The sequence below is a fragment of the Belliella marina genome, assembly GCF_042682445.1.
GTDB lineage: Bacteria > Bacteroidota > Bacteroidia > Cytophagales > Cyclobacteriaceae > Belliella > Belliella marina.
In genome coordinates, this window is record NZ_JBHUHR010000045.1 from 491,395 (window position 1) to 509,756 (window position 18,362).

At 41.1% G+C, this 18,362-nt stretch carries 13 protein-coding genes; 9 read left to right on the plus strand and 4 right to left on the minus strand.

Going from position 1 to position 18,362, the window contains the following annotated elements; translation table 11 throughout:
* Window positions 1-44: 44 nt before the first annotated feature.
* Complete coding sequence (locus ACFSKL_RS18960) at window positions 45-410, minus strand: response regulator (protein WP_376888361.1); 366 nt, start codon at window positions 408-410, stop codon at window positions 45-47.
* A gap of 569 nt (window positions 411-979) precedes the next feature.
* Here ACFSKL_RS18960 and ACFSKL_RS18965 point away from each other — a divergent pair.
* Both ACFSKL_RS18965 and ACFSKL_RS18970 read left to right on the plus strand, forming a co-directional pair.
* Window positions 980-2,362 (plus strand): TIGR00341 family protein, encoded by a 1,383-nt coding sequence (locus tag ACFSKL_RS18965; protein WP_376888362.1) that lies wholly within the window; start codon window positions 980-982, stop codon window positions 2,360-2,362.
* 276 nt (window positions 2,363-2,638) lie between these two features.
* On the plus strand, window positions 2,639-3,094 hold the full coding sequence (locus tag ACFSKL_RS18970) for a YciI family protein (RefSeq protein WP_376888364.1): 456 nt from the start codon (window positions 2,639-2,641) through the stop codon (window positions 3,092-3,094).
* A 322-nt stretch (window positions 3,095-3,416) separates the two neighbouring features.
* On the opposite strand, the gene ACFSKL_RS18975 is transcribed toward ACFSKL_RS18970, so the two are convergent.
* The 3 genes from ACFSKL_RS18975 to ACFSKL_RS18985 all read right to left on the minus strand — a co-directional run bounded on the left by ACFSKL_RS18975 (window position 3,417) and on the right by ACFSKL_RS18985 (window position 12,803).
* Complete coding sequence (locus ACFSKL_RS18975) at window positions 3,417-6,275, minus strand: PD-(D/E)XK nuclease family protein (protein WP_376888366.1); 2,859 nt, start codon at window positions 6,273-6,275, stop codon at window positions 3,417-3,419.
* Window positions 6,268-9,492 carry a UvrD-helicase domain-containing protein gene (locus ACFSKL_RS18980; protein ID WP_376888367.1) on the minus strand — a complete coding sequence of 1,075 codons (3,225 nt, stop codon included), beginning with the start codon at window positions 9,490-9,492 and terminating at the stop codon, window positions 6,268-6,270. The genes ACFSKL_RS18975 and ACFSKL_RS18980 overlap by 8 nt, the downstream gene beginning before the upstream one ends.
* A gap of 365 nt (window positions 9,493-9,857) precedes the next feature.
* Window positions 9,858-12,803 (minus strand): FAD-binding and (Fe-S)-binding domain-containing protein, encoded by a 2,946-nt coding sequence (locus ACFSKL_RS18985; protein WP_376888369.1) that lies wholly within the window; start codon window positions 12,801-12,803, stop codon window positions 9,858-9,860.
* A gap of 345 nt (window positions 12,804-13,148) precedes the next feature.
* Here ACFSKL_RS18985 and ACFSKL_RS18990 point away from each other — a divergent pair, with 345 nt between their 5' ends.
* From ACFSKL_RS18990 to ACFSKL_RS19020, 7 genes are all read left to right on the plus strand, one after another.
* Window positions 13,149-13,409: a hypothetical protein gene (locus ACFSKL_RS18990; protein WP_376888370.1), complete on the plus strand. Its 261-nt coding sequence runs from the start codon at window positions 13,149-13,151 to the stop codon at window positions 13,407-13,409.
* A 227-nt stretch (window positions 13,410-13,636) separates the two neighbouring features.
* Window positions 13,637-14,203 (plus strand): RNA polymerase sigma factor, encoded by a 567-nt coding sequence (locus ACFSKL_RS18995; RefSeq protein ID WP_376888371.1) that lies wholly within the window; start codon window positions 13,637-13,639, stop codon window positions 14,201-14,203.
* The gene (locus ACFSKL_RS19000; protein WP_376888372.1) at window positions 14,169-15,356 is read left to right on the plus strand and encodes an outer membrane beta-barrel protein; all 1,188 of its coding nucleotides are present in this window, start codon (window positions 14,169-14,171) and stop codon (window positions 15,354-15,356) included. Before ACFSKL_RS18995 ends, ACFSKL_RS19000 begins: the two co-directional genes overlap by 35 nt.
* Before the next feature lie 140 nt (window positions 15,357-15,496).
* Window positions 15,497-15,868 (plus strand): 2-polyprenyl-6-methoxyphenol hydroxylase, encoded by a 372-nt coding sequence (locus tag ACFSKL_RS19005; protein WP_376888373.1) that lies wholly within the window; start codon window positions 15,497-15,499, stop codon window positions 15,866-15,868.
* An 11-nt stretch (window positions 15,869-15,879) separates the two neighbouring features.
* The gene (locus ACFSKL_RS19010) at window positions 15,880-16,419 is read left to right on the plus strand and encodes a YceI family protein (protein ID WP_376888375.1); all 540 of its coding nucleotides are present in this window, start codon (window positions 15,880-15,882) and stop codon (window positions 16,417-16,419) included.
* A 184-nt stretch (window positions 16,420-16,603) separates the two neighbouring features.
* Entirely contained in the window at window positions 16,604-17,482 is an 879-nt protein-coding gene (locus ACFSKL_RS19015; RefSeq protein WP_376888377.1) for a DUF5777 family beta-barrel protein, read from the plus strand.
* A gap of 107 nt (window positions 17,483-17,589) precedes the next feature.
* Window positions 17,590-18,360 (plus strand): YdcF family protein, encoded by a 771-nt coding sequence (locus ACFSKL_RS19020; protein WP_376888378.1) that lies wholly within the window; start codon window positions 17,590-17,592, stop codon window positions 18,358-18,360.
* Window positions 18,361-18,362: the final 2 nt, after the last annotated feature.

Genomic DNA, 18,362 nt, shown 5'->3' on the forward strand with positions numbered 1-18,362 from the left:
ATAAAGCTCTAAAGTAATCAATTTAAATTATTATAGAATAACTATCACTTAAGCAATTCCTCTATAATATCAATTCCCAATGGCTTGATCAAAAAGCCGGTTACCAAATCAAAATCTTGACTTCTTGCCAGATCATCTGGATCCATTGATGAACTCAACATGTTCACATCAATATTTATATTTTTCTGATTTAACAATTCCAAAAACTCCCACCCACTCATCTCGGGCATATTGATATCAAGTAAAAGCAGGTCCGCTGTTTCTGTTTCAAGCCAATTTAATGCCGAAAAAGGATCATCAAAAAACTTGAGTTCTAAATCAGGCCTCACACGGATCATATTTTTTCGATTGATCATGTGTTGGATTTTATCATCATCTACAAAAATAATTGTATTTATTTCTTTACGCATGGTCTCTGAACAATGCCTTTGTTAAAACATTTTTGAATTTCAAAACAGGTATATTATTCCTTACGGGAAAACACGTCAAACAGATTTATTCAGGCTCAACAAATCGGTTTAAACAAAAGTAAGATTTTATCCATAGTTGAAGCAATTCTTAACACAAAAACATTATTAGTCTAAACTAAATAATTTAGCTCTACCTAATTTAGCCTTGGCTAAAATTAGTTTAAGATGTTTTAAATCAAATACATAATAAACTATTGCTCATCTTATACTATATGGATGTTTTGAAGGAAAATAATCTTAGATTTAAAAACACAATTCACCGACGGTATTTCACCTTTTGGCAAATTCATCCAATAAAAATTGAAAATTTGAATCTATACAAGTGGAATCGAATGCTCTTTTTGGACAATACACCTAGACTAAGATTGGTAATATTCCATCAAAACCATCTCCCCTATCTTCCTAAATCAAGCACCACTACCGACAAGCCGCAGGTAGGAAATCATTCCTTTTATCTGACTGTGTTTTTAAAAAATTCTTTATCTTGGTAACCTTAACAAAAAAGAATAATGAAGGACAATACGGATAAAGAACATGTGGGAATCAGGAGGAAAATACTGATGGCACTCCTATTTTTTAAGGATAGATTCGATCTACATGAGGGGAAAGAAGATGAACTGGAGACAATCGATTATGTCAAGAAAAACATAGAGTTCAAAGGCGCAAACCTTTGGATTTTGATTTTTGCAATCTTTGTCGCTTCCGTAGGATTGAATGTAAATTCCACCGCAGTCATCATCGGTGCCATGCTGATATCCCCCCTCATGGGTCCCATCATGGGGATAGGAATGGCGGCAGGTATCAATGATTTCGAATTGCTTCAACGATCATTGAAGAACCTTGGGATTGCCGTATTGATCAGTATCCTGACCAGCACGATATACTTCTCCTTCACCCCTCTCAACGAAGCCCAATCAGAGCTGCTGGCAAGGACAGAACCCAGCATTTGGGATGTCTTGATAGCCTTGTTTGGTGGGTTGGCAGGGATAGTGGCAGGTTCTAGGAAAGAAAAGAGCAATGCCATTCCCGGTGTCGCAATCGCAACAGCTTTGATGCCTCCACTCTGTACCGCCGGCTATGGACTGGCCACCGGAAACCTATATTACTTCTTTGGAGCATTTTACCTATTTTTCATCAATTCGGTTTTTATCAGCCTTTCTACTTACCTGATCGTCCGGTTTATGAAATTCCCAAAAAAGGAATTTTTAGACCCAAAAAGGGAAAAAACAGTGAAAAGATACATTACGATTTTTACATTGCTGACAGTAATCCCAAGTGTCTATTTGGCCTACAACATTGTCACCAGGACTTTTTGGGAAAAGAATGCCAAAGAATTTATCAGTACAGAAATGGATTTCCCCAAAACCCAAATCATCGCAAGTACCCTGAATTACAACGCAGACAGCAGCGGTATAGAAATATCCCTGATAGGTGAAAGGATCAATGATGAAGAAATCTTAAGACTCCAGAATAAGCTGAAGGCTTTTAGCCTAACCAAAACCCACCTGAAAATCAAGCAAAGTGGAGACACCGGGACAGATCTCAACCTTTTGAGATCTGATGTTTTGAAAGACCTGTATGAAAGAAATGAATTGCTGATCCAAAACAAAGACCAAAAGATATCCTTTTTGGAAAATGAACTATCACAATATGCAGAATCCAGCAAACAGGTGATGGATCTCGCAAAAGAAGCCAAAATCAACCATACAGGCCTTCAAAGTTTCTCCCTGAACAGGGCGATTGTTGCCAATATCCAAGAAAACAAACAAGACACCTTGCTGATGGCTTATGCCAAATTCAGACAAAGGCCAAACGATCAGGAAACGAAACGCTTTCATGATTGGCTAAAAATCAGGACCAAGGCAGATACTGTTTCTTTGATCATTCAGTAAAGGGGAGAAAATTTTAGATTGTCGATTTTAGAGGGTAGATTTAAGATTGAGTTATCAACTGAGTGGGTTATTGATTAAGTTTAGGGGCTTAGAGTTTAGGCGTTTAGTGCGGATCTTGATAAATACATTCTAAACCCATAACTTCTAATCAACATTTTGGTACCATGTACCAAGTATAATGAACCAAGGATTCTACTACCCCACCAATCACTAACCAAAAAAGTTTAGAAGCTTAGTGTGGATCTTGATAAATACTTTCTAAAACCAATCAACCCTATGAAAAATCTTATATTGACTTTTGGCTTCCTTCTTTGCCTTCCAGCAATCTCTTTTGCGCAGAATTCGGAATACGACTCAGCTTTGGTGAAAAAACTAGGTGCTGATGATTATGGTATGAAAAGGTACGTCATGGCATTTTTATTGGCTGGAGACCGTGTCAATGAATATTCAAAAGAAGAACGCATTGAAATCCAAAAAGGCCATATGGCCAATATCAACAAGTTGGCAGAAGAAGGTAAACTGGTCTTGGCAGGACCATTTATAGATGGAGGTGACAAGAGGGGGATATTTATCTTTGATGTGACCACAAAATCAGAAGCTGAAACACTTACCAATTCAGACCCAGCAGTACAAGCGGGAGTTCTCAAAATGGAACTGGTCGAGTGGTATGGTTCGGCTGCACTTGGGGCACTTGCTGAGATTTATCCGAAGCTTCAAAAGGTGAAATTTTGAGACCATCTAGGTGCAGCTTGAAACTACCCTCACATATCTCCCTTTTCAAACAACATTGTCATTACCACAGAAACACTAAATCACAATTTTTAAAATCTGTGAGAATCGGCGAAATCCATGCTGTCTATGTACCATGAAATCGCGGGGTGGATATGAAAGGGTAGGACTAGATCAATATTTCTAATGGATGGGCTAAAGCGCCATCCCAATTCATAGTGTTTCCATTTGAAGGACACAAGCGAAGGTGGACAGGATAGCAATTTATGGTCTATGGGGACACAAACCAAGGAAAGATTTTTTTGATATATTACACCATCGTCTCTCATTTCCCACAAATCCCAACATAGGGACAATACTTACATTTTTCAAGGTTATCGGTTTGGGAAAAAGGAACACCTGGATCGTAAAGCTCTTCCAAAAGTATTCTCAAGCCTTCTTGGTAACTTTTATCGTAATCTCTATAATCATTCACTTCTATTCCGGGTTTACGGGCTTCCTTTTCCTGTAGGTATGGATTGAAATCATCCTGGAATATCTCCTTGAAATTGAAGATCGCAGGTTTCAAAGCAAGGGTATTCCCAGGATTCATTGCCTGATAGAGCAATCCATAGTACATGGTTTGCATAGCTGCTTTGTTCCTATTTTTATCATCACGGTCAAAAAGGCTCTCAATACTCGCAAAATCCTTTTTGTCCGCACCTGACTTGTAGTCAATAAGCCTAATCAAGCCATTTTGCTCATCAACCCGGTCTATCAATCCCTTGAGTGAGATCGATGCAGCTCCTTGCGGAGTATTGATTTCGAAATGGGCATGGTGGGATTTTTCCATAGACACAATCCTAAAAGGTGCCGATTCTTCGTCAATTTCAAGCAGACGGGTGAGGTATTTCTGCAAAACATCCCGTACAATGGCCATCTGCCCACTCAACTTGGTTTCTGCATCATCTTCCAAGTGATAGAATTTCCTCACACCCTTTTCTATGGCAGGAAATACCCATTTTTCCTTCAACTCCTGAAAGTCACCTTTCTCCAATGTGTCCCTATTCTTGCGCTTCTGAAATCCTTCATAGAGGAATTCCATGCTGTAGTGTGCCAAATTCCCAAAAACCATCGCATCAATTTCTTCCTTCACTTCATCCTTTTCCTTGATATTTGCGAGGTATTGCAAATAAAATTTCAACCTACAGTCCAGGTAGACACTCAAAGCCGAAGGTGAAAAGGAAGTCTTGGCCATTCCATCAGGCTGGACGATATACCTATCCATGATATTCAATACTTCAGTGCTCTTATCAATGCTGATTTCCCGGGTATTTTTAAGGTCTATGGGAACATAGATTACCTCCTCTTCCACCTCAAGTCCCATCTCAACCATCATTTGCTGGACATACCTGCTTTTCTCTCCAGCCTTGCCCTGATCCGAAGCAGTGGTATAGATCATGTGCACTTCTTCGGCACTATGCAATAGACGGTAAAAAGTATAGGCATAAATGGCATCATTCTGTTCTTGGACAGGCAAGCCAAAAGCCCGCCTGATATTAAAGGGTATCATGGAGTTCAATCCTGCGGAAGGTGGAAAACTATCTTCATTCATGTTGCAGATGATCACACGTCTAAAATCAAGGTTTCTGGACTCCAATACACCCATCAACTGCAAACCCTGAAGTGGCTCACCCTCAAATGGAAGTTTGACTTCCCGAAATACCTGTCTAAAAAGCCTGATGAAAAACTCCAATTCCACATCTATGGAATCCTCCTGCTCAAAAATTGACCGCAACCTGTTCAACTGTTTGAAGCACTGGTAGAGATAGGATCGCTGCAAAGGTTCATCCTCCAATCGGCTTGCCAACTCCTCAATAAGGGTTGAGACGTATGGAAACAGCTTGTCTGAACTTAATTTTTGGAAAACCAATTCAAAAAATGCCCCTCCTTTATGAAGTTCTTCCTGGGAAATATAAATCTGGTTTTTTTCCTGAATATCTACCATCAACGTCTTACTGTGATTCGGATTGGCTGATTTGAGGTATATGGAGGATAGCAAATCCCTGACAGGCTTATGGTAAAACAATATCTTTCCGTCTTCTAGTTTTGTGAAACGCTGCATCTCCAATACCGCTTCCAAAAAAGCATAAACAGGGGCATTTTTCACCGGATACCCCATTGTAACGTTCACTTTGTCAATATTCTTGGGAAGGGTATGCAGAATGGGAAACAACATCTGCTCATCGGGAAGGATGACAACTGTCTCCTCCCATGACTCACCAGCCTGCACTTTTTCCAATATTGAACCCACCAAATTTGCCTGATTGGTCTTCAGCGGAGTTGCATAAGTCCGGATGTTGGCTTTTCTGGTTTGGATATGTTCAGGGTTTTTTTCGGGAAATGTCGGTCCAAATACCTTGTCTTTTTGATAGTCCCTAAAAAACAACCCAGCCTCTTGGTTCGCATCATCCAAATAATAGGCATCAATGTCCCAGTAGATCTTTGCCCCAAATGTTGCTATAAAGTGTTTGATCAATTTTTCTTCAGTCGTAGTGAAGGCATTGAAACCAATGAACATGTATTTTTTGTCCGGCTTGGGAATGCTTTCCAGATTTTCCGCCACTTTTCTATACAATTTTCCTGAATAGGCCAAACCGGAAACATCCAATGCTGCCTGGAAAGCAGTATAGATTGGGTTCAGCAATTGCCAAAACCTAAGGAATTTTTCTTGGTGGCTTCTATCCTGCTGATCAAAGGAACTCCAAAACTGCTTGATCAACTCTATCTGACTTTCAGTCAAGAAACTTAAATCTGATTCAATATCTTTGATTTCTGAAAGATGATGATAAAGCTTCTTTGCTTCGGCCATAAACTGATCGACGTCATTGAAATCCTTGAGCATCATTTCTCCCCAAAAATAGAATTTGTCAAAAGGCTCAGGAGCAGGATGGACTGTTTTGTATACTTTATACAGTTCAAAGATCAAAGTCAGATCATCAGCCGGTCTTTGGCCTGCATATAGGTAGAAGATATCCTCGATTGTCTTGATATCAGGCATCCATGTTGGCTTCTCAATCAGACTGCCAAGATGCTGGGTAAAGAAGAGTCCTGCCCTCCTATTCGGCAGGATAATGACCAAGTCCTGGAGGTTTGTTTGCTCTTCCAGAATCCTTGCGGCGGTATCTTTCAAAAAACTATGCATATACTTCTTCGATTTCACAAGTTTCCAAATAGCAGAGATACCCCTTTACGGACTTTCCGCTCAACTTTTTCACTAATTCCATATATTCCCTCACTTGTACTTGGTGCTTTTCGTAGGCTTCCCCAGTTTTGAAATCTATCACCATGCAATGTTCTTTGTCCACAATAATCCTATCGGGTCGTTTCTGTTTTCCCCCGGGCAACAAAATCCCCTGCTCTGCAAGCAATATTCCTTTAGATTCAAACCAAGAAGCAAAAAGCTTATTGGAGAAAAGCACGTCGAGTTGCAATTCCACTTCCTGTTTTTCTGATTCAGTCAACCTGCCATCAAAATAGAAGGCCGAAAGATTCAGTTTTGCTTCCTCTTTGCTTTTTGAAACTTCCAGGATTTCATGGACGATTAAGCCAAAGTTCCGCTTCTTTCTTTGTTCCAACCCTTCTACCGAAAAATCAACTGCATATTTTTTTACCTGTAATAGCTGTGACCAATTTTGGTAAGCCCACCTTAATTCTAGAGTTTTGGATGCTTTGCTATCTTTTTGGGAGATGGCTGGCCAATCTCCAAAATCGAAAACTTTATTCTCTGAATCAAAATGTCCAGAAAGGCTTAAAGCTCCTGATTCATCTGTAGAGGAAGCCAAAACCTGTTGCAGCTGGACTTGAATATTGTTCAAATTGTTGATTTTTTCAGTGAACGGGGCAAATCCCAAAAATACCTCCTCCGCTCTCGTAAGTGCAACATAGATCATATTCAAGCTATCCAAATATGCCAAAATCGCTTCTTCGGCATATATTTCATGGAAATCTGATTTTGCCAAATCAGCATTGAGGGTCAATGGCAATACAGCGGAAAGCTTATTCTCCTTATCCTCGAAAGGCGCCCAAACTATATTTGATTTTTTATGGTCAAATATATCCCACTTTAAAAATGGCATAACCACTACTTTGAACTGCAAGCCCTTGGACTTGTGGATAGTCAATATCCTCATGGCATTATGCCCATCCGGTATTTTGACTGTTCTTTTACCCCGATTTTCTTCCCACCACGTAAGGAAGCCTGCCAAATCCGCCCTATTGTTGGAAGTAAAATCATAAGCAGCCTCTTTGAAACCTGAGATGTATGCCCGCTCCAACCCTATCTCCTGAAGATCAAGGATAGTGATCAATTCCTCCACGGCTTCCATCAAAGGCAATTGCAAAAGCAATGTTTCTTTTTTTGCAAATTCAGTTACTTTGGTCTTCAAAACATCTGGAATTCTATCCAAAGCAAACAGTTCATGGTTGATAGAACCGTCTACCAAGACCGTGCGGTAATACCACATGGTCTTGAGTTGTACTTGATCGTCCGGCTGATGGAGGTATTTCAAGCCTGCTTCCAAGGCTTTCACAGAGGCTGATTTGAAAAGAAACATGCTCTCATCCGACAATACATCAAAGCCATAATTGGGGTCTTCATTACCGGCAGCAAATGCCATCAAGGTATCTGCGATCGCCTCTCCTTCTGATTTCCTACGGACTAGAAAAGCAATGTCCCGCAAGTCATAACCCTTATCCTGCAAACCCATGACCATTTCAGGCAATTTGGCCAAAGCCAATGCGTCGAATTTCCCTTCATCCTCCAGCTCCTTGTCTTCTTCCAAAAATGATATCTGGACCTTTCCTTTGAATTCGGAGGATGCTTTTGTCTTCGAGATATTCTGGTGGACATCTTTGTATGCTTTGGATATAATCGCCACCACCTCTTCTGCTCCATATTTTGCCCTTACTGTTTCTTCAAAGGACATTGGCAGCTTTTTGAAAAGCGCATTGTTAAAATTGATGATATTGGGAAGACTCCTGAAATTTGTATCCAACTCTTTGTTTTCGACGTTTTCGCTTCCAATCTCATCTTCCACCTGCTGCAGCAACAGTTTCATTTCACCACCCCTCCACCTGTAGATAGACTGCTTTACATCTCCCACCAGCAGGTTCGTGTGTCCCTGCGCAAGTGAATTTTCCAATAAGGGCTTGAAACTTGCCCACTGAAAACCCGAGGTGTCTTGAAACTCATCTATCAGGTAATTTCTATATTGGTTGCCCACTTTTTCATAGATAAATGGGGCGTCATTTTCTTTGGTTATTTCCTTCAAAAACTCATTGGCGTCAGAGATCAGAAGCATGTTTTCATCCTCTTTGAGTGCAGTGAGTTCTTCAAGCATGTTTTTGAATATCCCAAACACATAACTATTTTTCGCAATCACATCCAAGGTATTCCACTTGGTCGAAAGTGGTTCAAATTGGGACAATATTTGCCCCAAACCTTGATGATAAGCTGTTATAATGGCATCTTTTCGCTTGCTCGTTTTTGCAAACCAGGCATCTTCGGTGTGGACTAAGAGCTGCTGAAGGTCTGTCAAACTAGGAACTGGGGAATTTTTGTCCCCCAACTGGTCAAATTTGAGTGCAAAAGATCTTGAAGATCCTGCAAAATCAATCCATTCCAAGCCATTGGCTATTCTGATTTGGTTGGCTTGTTCCTTGAGTTCAAGCGTAATATTGATGATTTCCTTTTTTCGAAGCTGGATAAATTGCTGGAGCGCTGTGATGTTGTTTTTATCCTTTAGGAAAACCCTGATTTCAGGAGCATATTTTTTGAAATCCTCCTGAAAAATCTGTCTCCCGAGCTCTTTAATATTTCTTCTCACATCCCAAGACTTGCCTCTTTGGATTTGCTCGATTGCATAATCCACAAGCCATTTGTGCAAAAACCCATCATCCATCACCTGCATCAGCACCCTATCCACTACCCTTTCCAAAACAGCATCTTGGTCCAACTCAACTTCAAACTTGGCATTGAGATCCATTTCCCGGGCAAAAGCACGGACGACTTTTTGGAAAAAACTATCGATTGTACTTACAGAAAATCTACCATAATCATGGAGTATCGCAGTCAATGTCTGCGATGCGCGCAACTTCAATTCCACTTCCGAGAGCCCTAAGGCACTCATGATCTCCGCATCCATCGTCTCCCCAGGCTTGACATTGTCCTTGAGTCGCTTCAACTCTTTGACAATCCTCTCCTTCATCTCTTGGGTAGCCTTATTGGTAAAGGTTACAGCCAAAATAGATCTAAAGCTTTGGGGATTTTTGAGTGCCAGCTTGAGGTACTCCATGGTAAGTGTGTAAGTCTTACCGGAGCCTGCGGAGGATTTATAAATGATAAATGGTTTGCTCTTCATAATCAAAAATCAAGATAGGCAAAACAAAGAGATTTTGGACGGATAAAAAAATAGATGACGCTAGTTGTCTTAAAATAATTCTATATCCTTCCAATCTGGTCAACCAAACTACTATCGGCTAAAGACCGAGGGGTTTGATTTCGCTTAAAGGCGACTAAAGTGCATCCGAGACTTAGTGTTCTGTGTGAAAAACTCGGTGATCCTTGTGGTTATAATTTTTACCACAAGAATCACAAAGTAAAAACACTTAAGTCTTCTCCTAAAGGTGAGGGGTTTTCCCCCAGATTGATACATTAATAAGAATTTGAAACCATTTATAACCGTTTTGACAAAGTGAGAATAGTCGAACTCAGGTTTATAGTCAACTACAACAAAGCCTCCCACAATACCTCTACCGGATGTTTTGCATTGCGTTGCGTACCATCTTTGATCTGGTGTCTGCATGAAGTCCCTGGAGCAACAATCTGCGTATCTGATGATGCCTCCCGAACAGCTGGGAACAAGACCATTTCACCGATTTTCATGCTGACATCATAATGCTCAGCCTCGTACCCGAAGGATCCCGCCATTCCACAGCAACCCGAAGGGATGACTTCCACTTGGTAATTTACAGGTAAAGACAGCAACTTTTGGGTCCATGAAAGTGAGGATAATGCCTTTTGGTGGCAATGCCCATGAAGCTTGATCTTCTTGGATTCTTTGGTAAAAATCTCCGGAGTGATGTTTCCTGACGCTATTTCCCTACCAATAAATTCATCTATCAATAGCGTATGGAATTTGAGTTTTTTGGCTCCTTCTACCAACTCTTCACTTACTAGCTTGGGATATTCATCCCTGAAACCCAAAATCGCCGATGGTTCTATCCCTACCAAAGGCGTATTGCCATCAATGATGTCTTGAAACACCCTGACGTTTGCATCAGCATGCTTTCTCGCTTTCTCCAAAAGCCCTTTAGACAAAGCCGACCTTCCACTTTCTTCATGCTGGACCACTTTTACATCATAGCCTAATTTCTTTAGCAACTTGACCGCAGTGATGCCTATTTCAGTATCATTATAGTTTGTAAATTCATCGACAAACAGATATAACCCCTTGATTTTCTTGGCACTTTGAGGAAGTGATTGATAGTTTTTTTCGTACCATTTTCTTAAACTCACTTTGGAAATAGCTGGAAGATTTCTCTTGGGTGCTACTCCAAGGAAGGACTTCATCAGTCCACTTGTCAATGAATTAGATAATCCAAAATTTGCCAACCCTGACACTTTCGAACCCAATTCATTTAAGCTATTGATATGCGCAAAGGTTTTTGAACGGAGTGAAACTCCATGCGTCTTGTGATACTGGTACTGAAATTCTGCCTTCATGGCTGCCATGTCTACATTGGACGGACACTCGGCTGTACATCCCTTGCAAGAGAGGCATAGATCCAATGCCTCTTTGATTTCTGGATGGTCAAAAGCATTCTCCTTTTTGTCCAATGTCAGGAATTCCCTTAAGGTATTGGCTCTACCTCTTGTAGTATCCCTTTCATTGCGGGTGGCTTGATAGCTCGGACACATCGTCCCTCCAGACTCTGGAAGCTTGCGGCAATCACCAGACCCATTGCATTTTTCAGCCAACCGGAGAATCCCACCTATCTGGCTAAAATCAATCAAGGTTTTGTGGACAGGTGTCTCCATATCAGCTTCGTATCTCAAGGAGGTATTCATCGGAGCTGTGTCCACAATTTTTCCCGGGTTGAAAATATTATCCTCATCCCAAGTATACTTGATTCTTCTGAATAGCTGATAATTTTCTTCTCCCACCATCAATGGGATAAATGGTGCCCTCACCCTGCCATCACCATGCTCACCACTCAGGGAGCCATTGTATTTTTTCACTAATTTGGCTACATCCAATGAGATATTGTAAAATTCATCCTGACCTGATTTTTTCTTCAAATCCAAAATCGGACGTAGGTGGATCTCTCCCGCTCCAGCATGGGCATAGTGCACAGGCTGCTGCCCATACGCCTCCATCATCTTGTCAAATTCATCAATATAATCTGCCAAATCTTCAATATCCACTGCGGTGTCCTCGATGCAAGCCACTGCTTTTGCATCACCGGGTATGTTAGCCAAAAGCCCCAATCCAGCACTTCTCAATGCCCAAGCAGATTTGGTCATACTTGGCTCAATCACGGGATATGCATAGCCCAAGCCTCCATGTTGGAGATCAAGGATTAATTTATCAGCCTTAATCCGTGCTTCTGCCTCTGTCTTCCCAGTAAATTCTACCATCAACAAAGCCATTGGATCCCCTTCCACAAAGTAGCGGTTCTTACAATACTCTATACTTTCTTTGGTACAATCCAAAATAATCTTGTCCATCAATTCCACCGCAGTAGCCGGATGCTTCATGGCTACTTGGGAAGCTTTCATGCTTTCATGGATGGAATGGAAGTGTGCAGCCACAACTACCTCCACCGGATCAGGAAGTGGATCCAATGCTATCTTTATTTCTGTAGTGAATGCCAAAGTCCCTTCAGAACCTGCCAACAGCTTACAGAAGTTGAATTTTTCTCCATTTTCTGTAAAAATCTCCGATTCCAACAAGTAATCAACAGCATAGCCTGTATTTCTTCTATGGATTGATTTTTTGGGAAAATTCTCCCTGATGTTATTTTGATTCCCAATATTCGAGAGCTCTGCTTTGACCTGCTGATACAACTTTCCTTCAAGGGTATCCAAGCTGCATTTCCTTTCAAACTCTCCCTTGTCAATCTGTCCAAAAACAGCTGGACTTCCATCACTCAATAGGGTATGCAATGAAATCACCTTTTCCCTGGTCGTACCATATACAATTGAAGTGGTACCGGAAGAATTATTCCCCACCATTCCTCCAATCATTGCCCTGTTGGCTGTAGATGTGATTGGGCTAAAAAACAATCCATGTGGCTTTAGAAAAAGATTCAACTCATCCCGCACCACTCCAGGCTGTACCCGAACCCATTTCTCTTCTTTGTTGAACTCAAGAATCTTTGTAAAATGCTTCGATACATCCACTACAATCCCATTTCCCACACATTGCCCAGCAAGGGAGGTCCCCGCAGTCCTAGGTATCAAGGAGGTCCTATTTTCCTTTGCAAAATGGATCAATTGCTGAATATCAGCTTCTGACTTGGGAAATGCCACTGCCAAAGGCACTTCTCTGTACACTGAAGCATCTGTAGCATAAAGTGTTTTCGTAAGGGAATCAAGTTTCAGCTCACCCTCCAATTGGGCAGCTAAATTTTGTAATTTTGGCAATAGGTTAGGCATTGTAATAGACATGGCCCAAAAATAAGGAAATGATCCAATGCTTTCGTAAATTTTCAAGAGATAAATCATCAAACTTTAAAAATTCAATCAACCATTTCATTTTTGGCTAAAAAACCCAAACAACAACTTGTTTATCCAGTCCTTCCAAGGAAATCACTTTTAACAATTTCAAAGTGAGAAACTTCGAGGGTTGTCCAATTTGGTGGATTGGTCTGTGGGGACACAGTCCAATGGGGTGATAAAGTTCCAAACCCCCGAAGGTTTATTTTGGATAAAAGCAATTACCCTTTCTGCCCTCGCCTAAATTTTGATTTGAGACCTTCGTTTATTATCTTGTGTTCAAATAAACCCAAGATTATGGCAGGTGGAACATCAGGATTGAACATGATTCAATCCAGCAAAGACAACAGAAGTATACTGAATGTTAGAAGCAAAATGGCTGATAGCCCTTATGCTAAACAGCATGTTGGGATTGAAAATAGAAATCCCGAGCTGTATTCTGAATTGATAGAAGAGCGCTTTGATAGGAAATCCCAGAGCCACAGAATGTCCGTGATCATCCATATTGTATTGACCTTATTGATCAGTGTTTTCTTTTACTTTTTGATTGTTGGATAAAAAAATACCAATTTATTAAATCCCCCCTATTACAAACACAAGCCACTTTTTTTTTTATCTCTGGAAATATAATCGTAGATTATATATAGAATTTGGGTCTTAAGTCTGAAACGATCCCAGATTCGGAGATCATATCGATATATTCAAAATAAAAGAAAAAATTATTATTCATAGACGCAACGTCTGGACGGTCCAGGTTGTATAGGCTATTACAAGGCTTGATGTAAGTGGATTCAGAACCAAACCCTACCATATTAGATGGCTCTATCCGAAAGGACAGGAGAAGTCAGGAAATGCTCTACAGGCAATTTCACGGCTATGGTATGAGTATAAGCCTACGCTATACCTCAACAAGGGAGGAAGCCGTAGAGGTTCTCAACGACGGTTTTGTAAAGGTCTTTGACAATTTGCAACAATTTGATAGAGAGAAGCCCTTTAAAAGCTGGTTTCGGAGAATTCTTATAAACACAGCCATCAACCACACAAAAAAGTACGGAAAATTCAAAAATGAGACAGATCTAGAACATTTGACTGAATTGACCGAAAACGGAAGCAACGTGTTGGATGATCTTTCATATCAAGACACCATCAAGTTGATACAATCCCTCAGTCCTGCATATCGGACTATATTCAACCTTTATGTAATAGAAGGATACTCGCATGACGAAATCGCCGAGACACTCCAAATTTCTGTAGGGGCATCAAAGTCCGGACTTTCGAGAGCTAGGGAAAACCTCAGGAATCTCATCAAAAAAAACCATGAAGAAGAAGTTGGACAACTTAACAAACAATGAGCTGGATAATATTCTTCGGAACGCTTTGGACAAGTACGATATCCCGTACCAAGAAGATGACTGGAAGAAAATGCAATCCAAACTGGACGCGCCTCCCCCTACCGGGTTAGGCAAATCCGCTGGCTTAGCCAAGTACATGCTCTTTCTGGGAGGTGTAACTGTGCTGTTGCTCTCCATATGGTGGTGGGTCAAAAGCCCCGGGGAGATTTCCAATTCAGACCAATATAATATTGCAACGGTAACCCAGAAACAGAATACTCCAAAGGAAAGTAGTGGAACATCTGCCAGCGATAATACGGATAGACAGCATGACAATGATTCTCCGAATATCGATTATCAGAATACGCTGGAGAAAAACCAAAAACAGCTTCCAAATGGACTCCTTTCTACAATATCTGGCCAAAAGGAACAGCAATCGACAGGTCTTCCGATAACAACTACCTTGACAAAGCCTGACATAAAAGCCTTTATGGATTTGGATACTAAGTTCAACTCCATTATGGAGAAATCAGCAGTCCAAATTCCCGAGAAAGAAGTGGAACTCGCCCAAGATACCAAGGTCAAAAAACCTGTAGATTATGCCAGGTTCTCTACTACGTTGATCCTATCTCCAGATGTCAGTGCCGTGAATATCCTTGATATCCATGGAGTGGGAAGCAACATCGGTGTCAATTTCGAATATTTCGTCCGGGAAAAAATCAGCATCAACGCAGGCTTACTCTATGCCTTCAAAACCTATAAAGCAGACTACCAAACAAATACCGGAGGATACCAGCCCAGCACCAATGCAATAAGGGGAGATTGCTATATCCTTGACATTCCCATCGCTGTCAGATACTACCTTAACAGCCATGAAAGTTTGCAAAGGTGGTATATCAGTTCTGGACTGTCTTCCTATCTAATGCTAACTGAAAAATATCAGATAGAACCGGAAATGAATTCGGGAGTCCCACCCTACAGCAACAGGGTGGACAACAAAAACAACCACTACTTAGGTGTATTGAATCTCAGTGCTGGCTATCAGCGACAACTAACAGAAAAATTGGCCATCCAGATAGAACCTTATGTCAAGCTGCCCATCACTGGAGTGGGTGAATACAATGTAAACCTAAAAAGCACCGGAATCTGGATAGGTATGAAATACAATTGGTAGCAATTTAGGGACAAGTTCCCTTTACGAATCAACTTCTTCAAGCAAAAACCAATATTATCGGCAGGACCAATATCCATGCCTTCGGGAAAACTATTGCCTGATTTAAACGAAATCATCTTTAACCATATAAACTAAAAAAAATGAAAAACTACAGCGTAATCTTCTTGACAATCCTTGCAATAGCCGTGGCTATTGGATGTAGCAGTGATGATCCTGAGCCTGATCCAATCGGAAACGGCGGGTCCAATGAAAGATGTGAAGACAATCCGGCAACATTATCCGGGAGTGTATTAGCTATCATCAATGCAAACTGTGCCATATCCGGCTGTCATGTATCCGGTGGGCAATTTCCCAACTTTACCATCAAAGCCAACATTATCCAAAATGCAAACTCAATAAGAGCGCAAACGGAAAGTGGCAACATGCCAAAAGCATCCTCCGGACTCACACTAAGTGCCAAACAAAAAGACGATATCTTTTGCTGGGTTGCCAACGGGGCTCAAGACAACTAAAACACACAACAATGAAAATCTATCTTATAGCCTTATCCTTGACTTTACTTTCGGCTTCTCCCCTTTTGGCGCAGCAGTACAAAGCAGCACAAAGTAGCACCACTTTCTACTCCAGCACCCCATTGGAAGATATCAAAGCCACAAACAAGCAGGGAACAGCACTCTTCAATGGAGAGACTGGAGCATTGGCATTCCGGATACCCATCAAGGGATTTTCTTTCCGAAAATCCCTTATGCAACAACACTTCAATGAAAATTATATGGAGTCTGACAAGTATCCAAACGCCACTTTCGAAGGGAAATTGACCGGATACGATCTGGGTAGCCAAGGAACACATGATGTGGAAGCCGATGGACATCTGACCATCCACGGTGTAACCCAACGGGTAAAAATCCCCGGGAAACTCATATTAGACAACCAAGGTGTCACCATGACCTCCAAGTTCAAGGTAAAGTTGGAAGATTACGACATTTCCATTCCCAAGGTAGTATTCCTCAATATAGCTGAGGTTATAGATGTTGATTTGAATTACCAATTCAAAGAAATGTGATTTCCAATGAGAGTGCTTCATAATCCCATCAGGGAAATTGCTATTAAATATTGAACATTACCTTGGTCTGTGTCCCCACAGACCAAAATAGGTCAACCTAGAATGAGGAATCTCTTATTCGAAGATTCTTGAAAGCGATTTCCCTGTCCCAACCATTAGTTTCAAATACAAACATAACAACCATATGAAAACAATTCTATTTTGCTTGCTCGCTACCTTTCTATGGTTTCCCATAGAAAGTTTTGGTCAAAATGATCTCTTGGATCAGCTCCTAACCGAAGATGATACTGCTCCCCAAAATGTAACCGGAACATTCAAGGGCACTCGAATCATCAACGGACATGCTGTTGAAACAAGGGAAAAAGGTGTTCTGGACTTTATCATTTCCCATAGATTCGGAAGGATCAATGGCGGAGCATACCAATTCTTCGGCTTAGACCAATCCAGCGTTAGATTAGGATTGGAGTATGGAGTACTTGATCGCCTGAATGTAGGGATAGGGAGGAGTTCTTTCCAAAAAGTATTCGACGGATATATCAAATACCGATTGCTCACACAAAAAGCACCAGGAGGCGCTATGCCTGTCTCTGTCGTTTGGTTTTCAAATATCGCAATCAACAGCCTCAAAATACCCGGAGTTGAAAGGGACTTTAGTGACCGGCTTGCATCTACCAGCCAACTACTCATCGCACGGAAGTTCAACGAAAACCTGTCTCTACAGATCAGTCCAACTTATGTTCGAAGAAATTCCCCACCACTAGCGTCTGAACTCCAGAATACCTTCGCCCTCGGATTTGGAGGAAGACATAAAATCACCCCCAGGACTTCCATCAACATGGAATACTTCCACCGCTTCGACACCCCATCCAACAATATCTATCACAACAGCCTATCATTGGGTGTGGATATAGAAACAGGTGGACATGTATTCCAACTCCACCTGACCAACTCCCAAGCGATGACCGAGACGATGTTTATCCCGGAAACCACCGGCAACTTCTTTGGTGGAGATATCCATTTTGGATTCAATGTTTCCAGAACATTCCAGGTCCGTCGACACTAGTTTACAAGACAGCCTACGTTTATCAGAAAATCCAATGCAAGATCAAAATACTATTGTTAGAAAATCAGAAATGAACTGAGTATCTTGGAAGCCAAACCGACATTCCAATGTTCTTCTATTTATCCCAGTTTCTTTCCATTCTTCTCATGCCATTGAGCATTTGTCTTGTACTTATCTTGTATGGTTTTATCAGGTTGAAAAAGAATAAAGGAAATGGAATCCTGATTTCGGGAATCTTATTTCTTTTACTATTCAGCAACCAATTTCTCAGCAATCTTGCAATGAATACTTGGGAACCAGAATTCAAGGAGCTCACTTCCCTACCCAAGTATGAAATAGGAATCGTGCTTACCGGAGTAACCAACCTGAACAAAACCACCAATGACCGTACCTTCTTCAACAAAGGGGCAGATAGGGCTACGCATGCAGTCCAGCTTTACAAATTGGGGAAAATCAAAAAGATATTGATAACTGGTGGACAGGGTCTAAACCCTACCAATCCGAATACAGAAGCTGCACTTTTGAGGGATTTTATGGTGATGTCAGGAGTAGCAGAAGAAGATGTAATCTTGGAAGACCAAGCCAAAAACACCCATCAAAACGCTGCCTTTACGAAAGAAATACTGAATCAAATAGGCATTCCCGAAAACCAGAAACACCTGTTGATTACCTCTGCATTTCACATGTACAGATCCAAAGGATGTTTTGATAAAGCAGGGCTAAATACGGACACTTTTCCGGTTGACTACTATTCAAATGATAGCAAGTTCGACCTGCCTACCTTATTGTATCCTGACCCCTATTCCATCTATATTTGGCAAAAGCTATTCAAAGAATGGCTGGGCATAGTGATGTATAAGGTTGCTGGGTATGTCTGAAT

Excerpts from the sequence above, each read along its gene's own strand:
- ACFSKL_RS19005 (WP_376888373.1), top strand. The coding sequence starts at position 15,497 with ATGAAAAACTACAGCGTAATCTTCTTGACAATCCTTGCAATAGCCGTG.
- ACFSKL_RS19000 (WP_376888372.1), top strand. The coding sequence starts at position 14,169 with ATGAAGAAGAAGTTGGACAACTTAACAAACAATGAGCTGGATAATATT.
- ACFSKL_RS19020 (WP_376888378.1), top strand. The coding sequence starts at position 17,590 with ATGTTCTTCTATTTATCCCAGTTTCTTTCCATTCTTCTCATGCCATTG.
- ACFSKL_RS19010 (WP_376888375.1), top strand. The coding sequence starts at position 15,880 with ATGAAAATCTATCTTATAGCCTTATCCTTGACTTTACTTTCGGCTTCT.
- ACFSKL_RS18975 (WP_376888366.1), bottom strand. The coding sequence starts at position 6,275 with ATGCATAGTTTTTTGAAAGATACCGCCGCAAGGATTCTGGAAGAGCAA.
- ACFSKL_RS18980 (WP_376888367.1), bottom strand. The coding sequence starts at position 9,492 with ATGAAGAGCAAACCATTTATCATTTATAAATCCTCCGCAGGCTCCGGT.
- ACFSKL_RS19015 (WP_376888377.1), top strand. The coding sequence starts at position 16,604 with ATGAAAACAATTCTATTTTGCTTGCTCGCTACCTTTCTATGGTTTCCC.
- ACFSKL_RS18985 (WP_376888369.1), bottom strand. The coding sequence starts at position 12,803 with ATGTCTATTACAATGCCTAACCTATTGCCAAAATTACAAAATTTAGCT.
- ACFSKL_RS18990 (WP_376888370.1), top strand. The coding sequence starts at position 13,149 with ATGGCAGGTGGAACATCAGGATTGAACATGATTCAATCCAGCAAAGAC.
- ACFSKL_RS18960 (WP_376888361.1), bottom strand. The coding sequence starts at position 410 with ATGCGTAAAGAAATAAATACAATTATTTTTGTAGATGATGATAAAATC.
- ACFSKL_RS18970 (WP_376888364.1), top strand. The coding sequence starts at position 2,639 with ATGAAAAATCTTATATTGACTTTTGGCTTCCTTCTTTGCCTTCCAGCA.
- ACFSKL_RS18965 (WP_376888362.1), top strand. The coding sequence starts at position 980 with ATGAAGGACAATACGGATAAAGAACATGTGGGAATCAGGAGGAAAATA.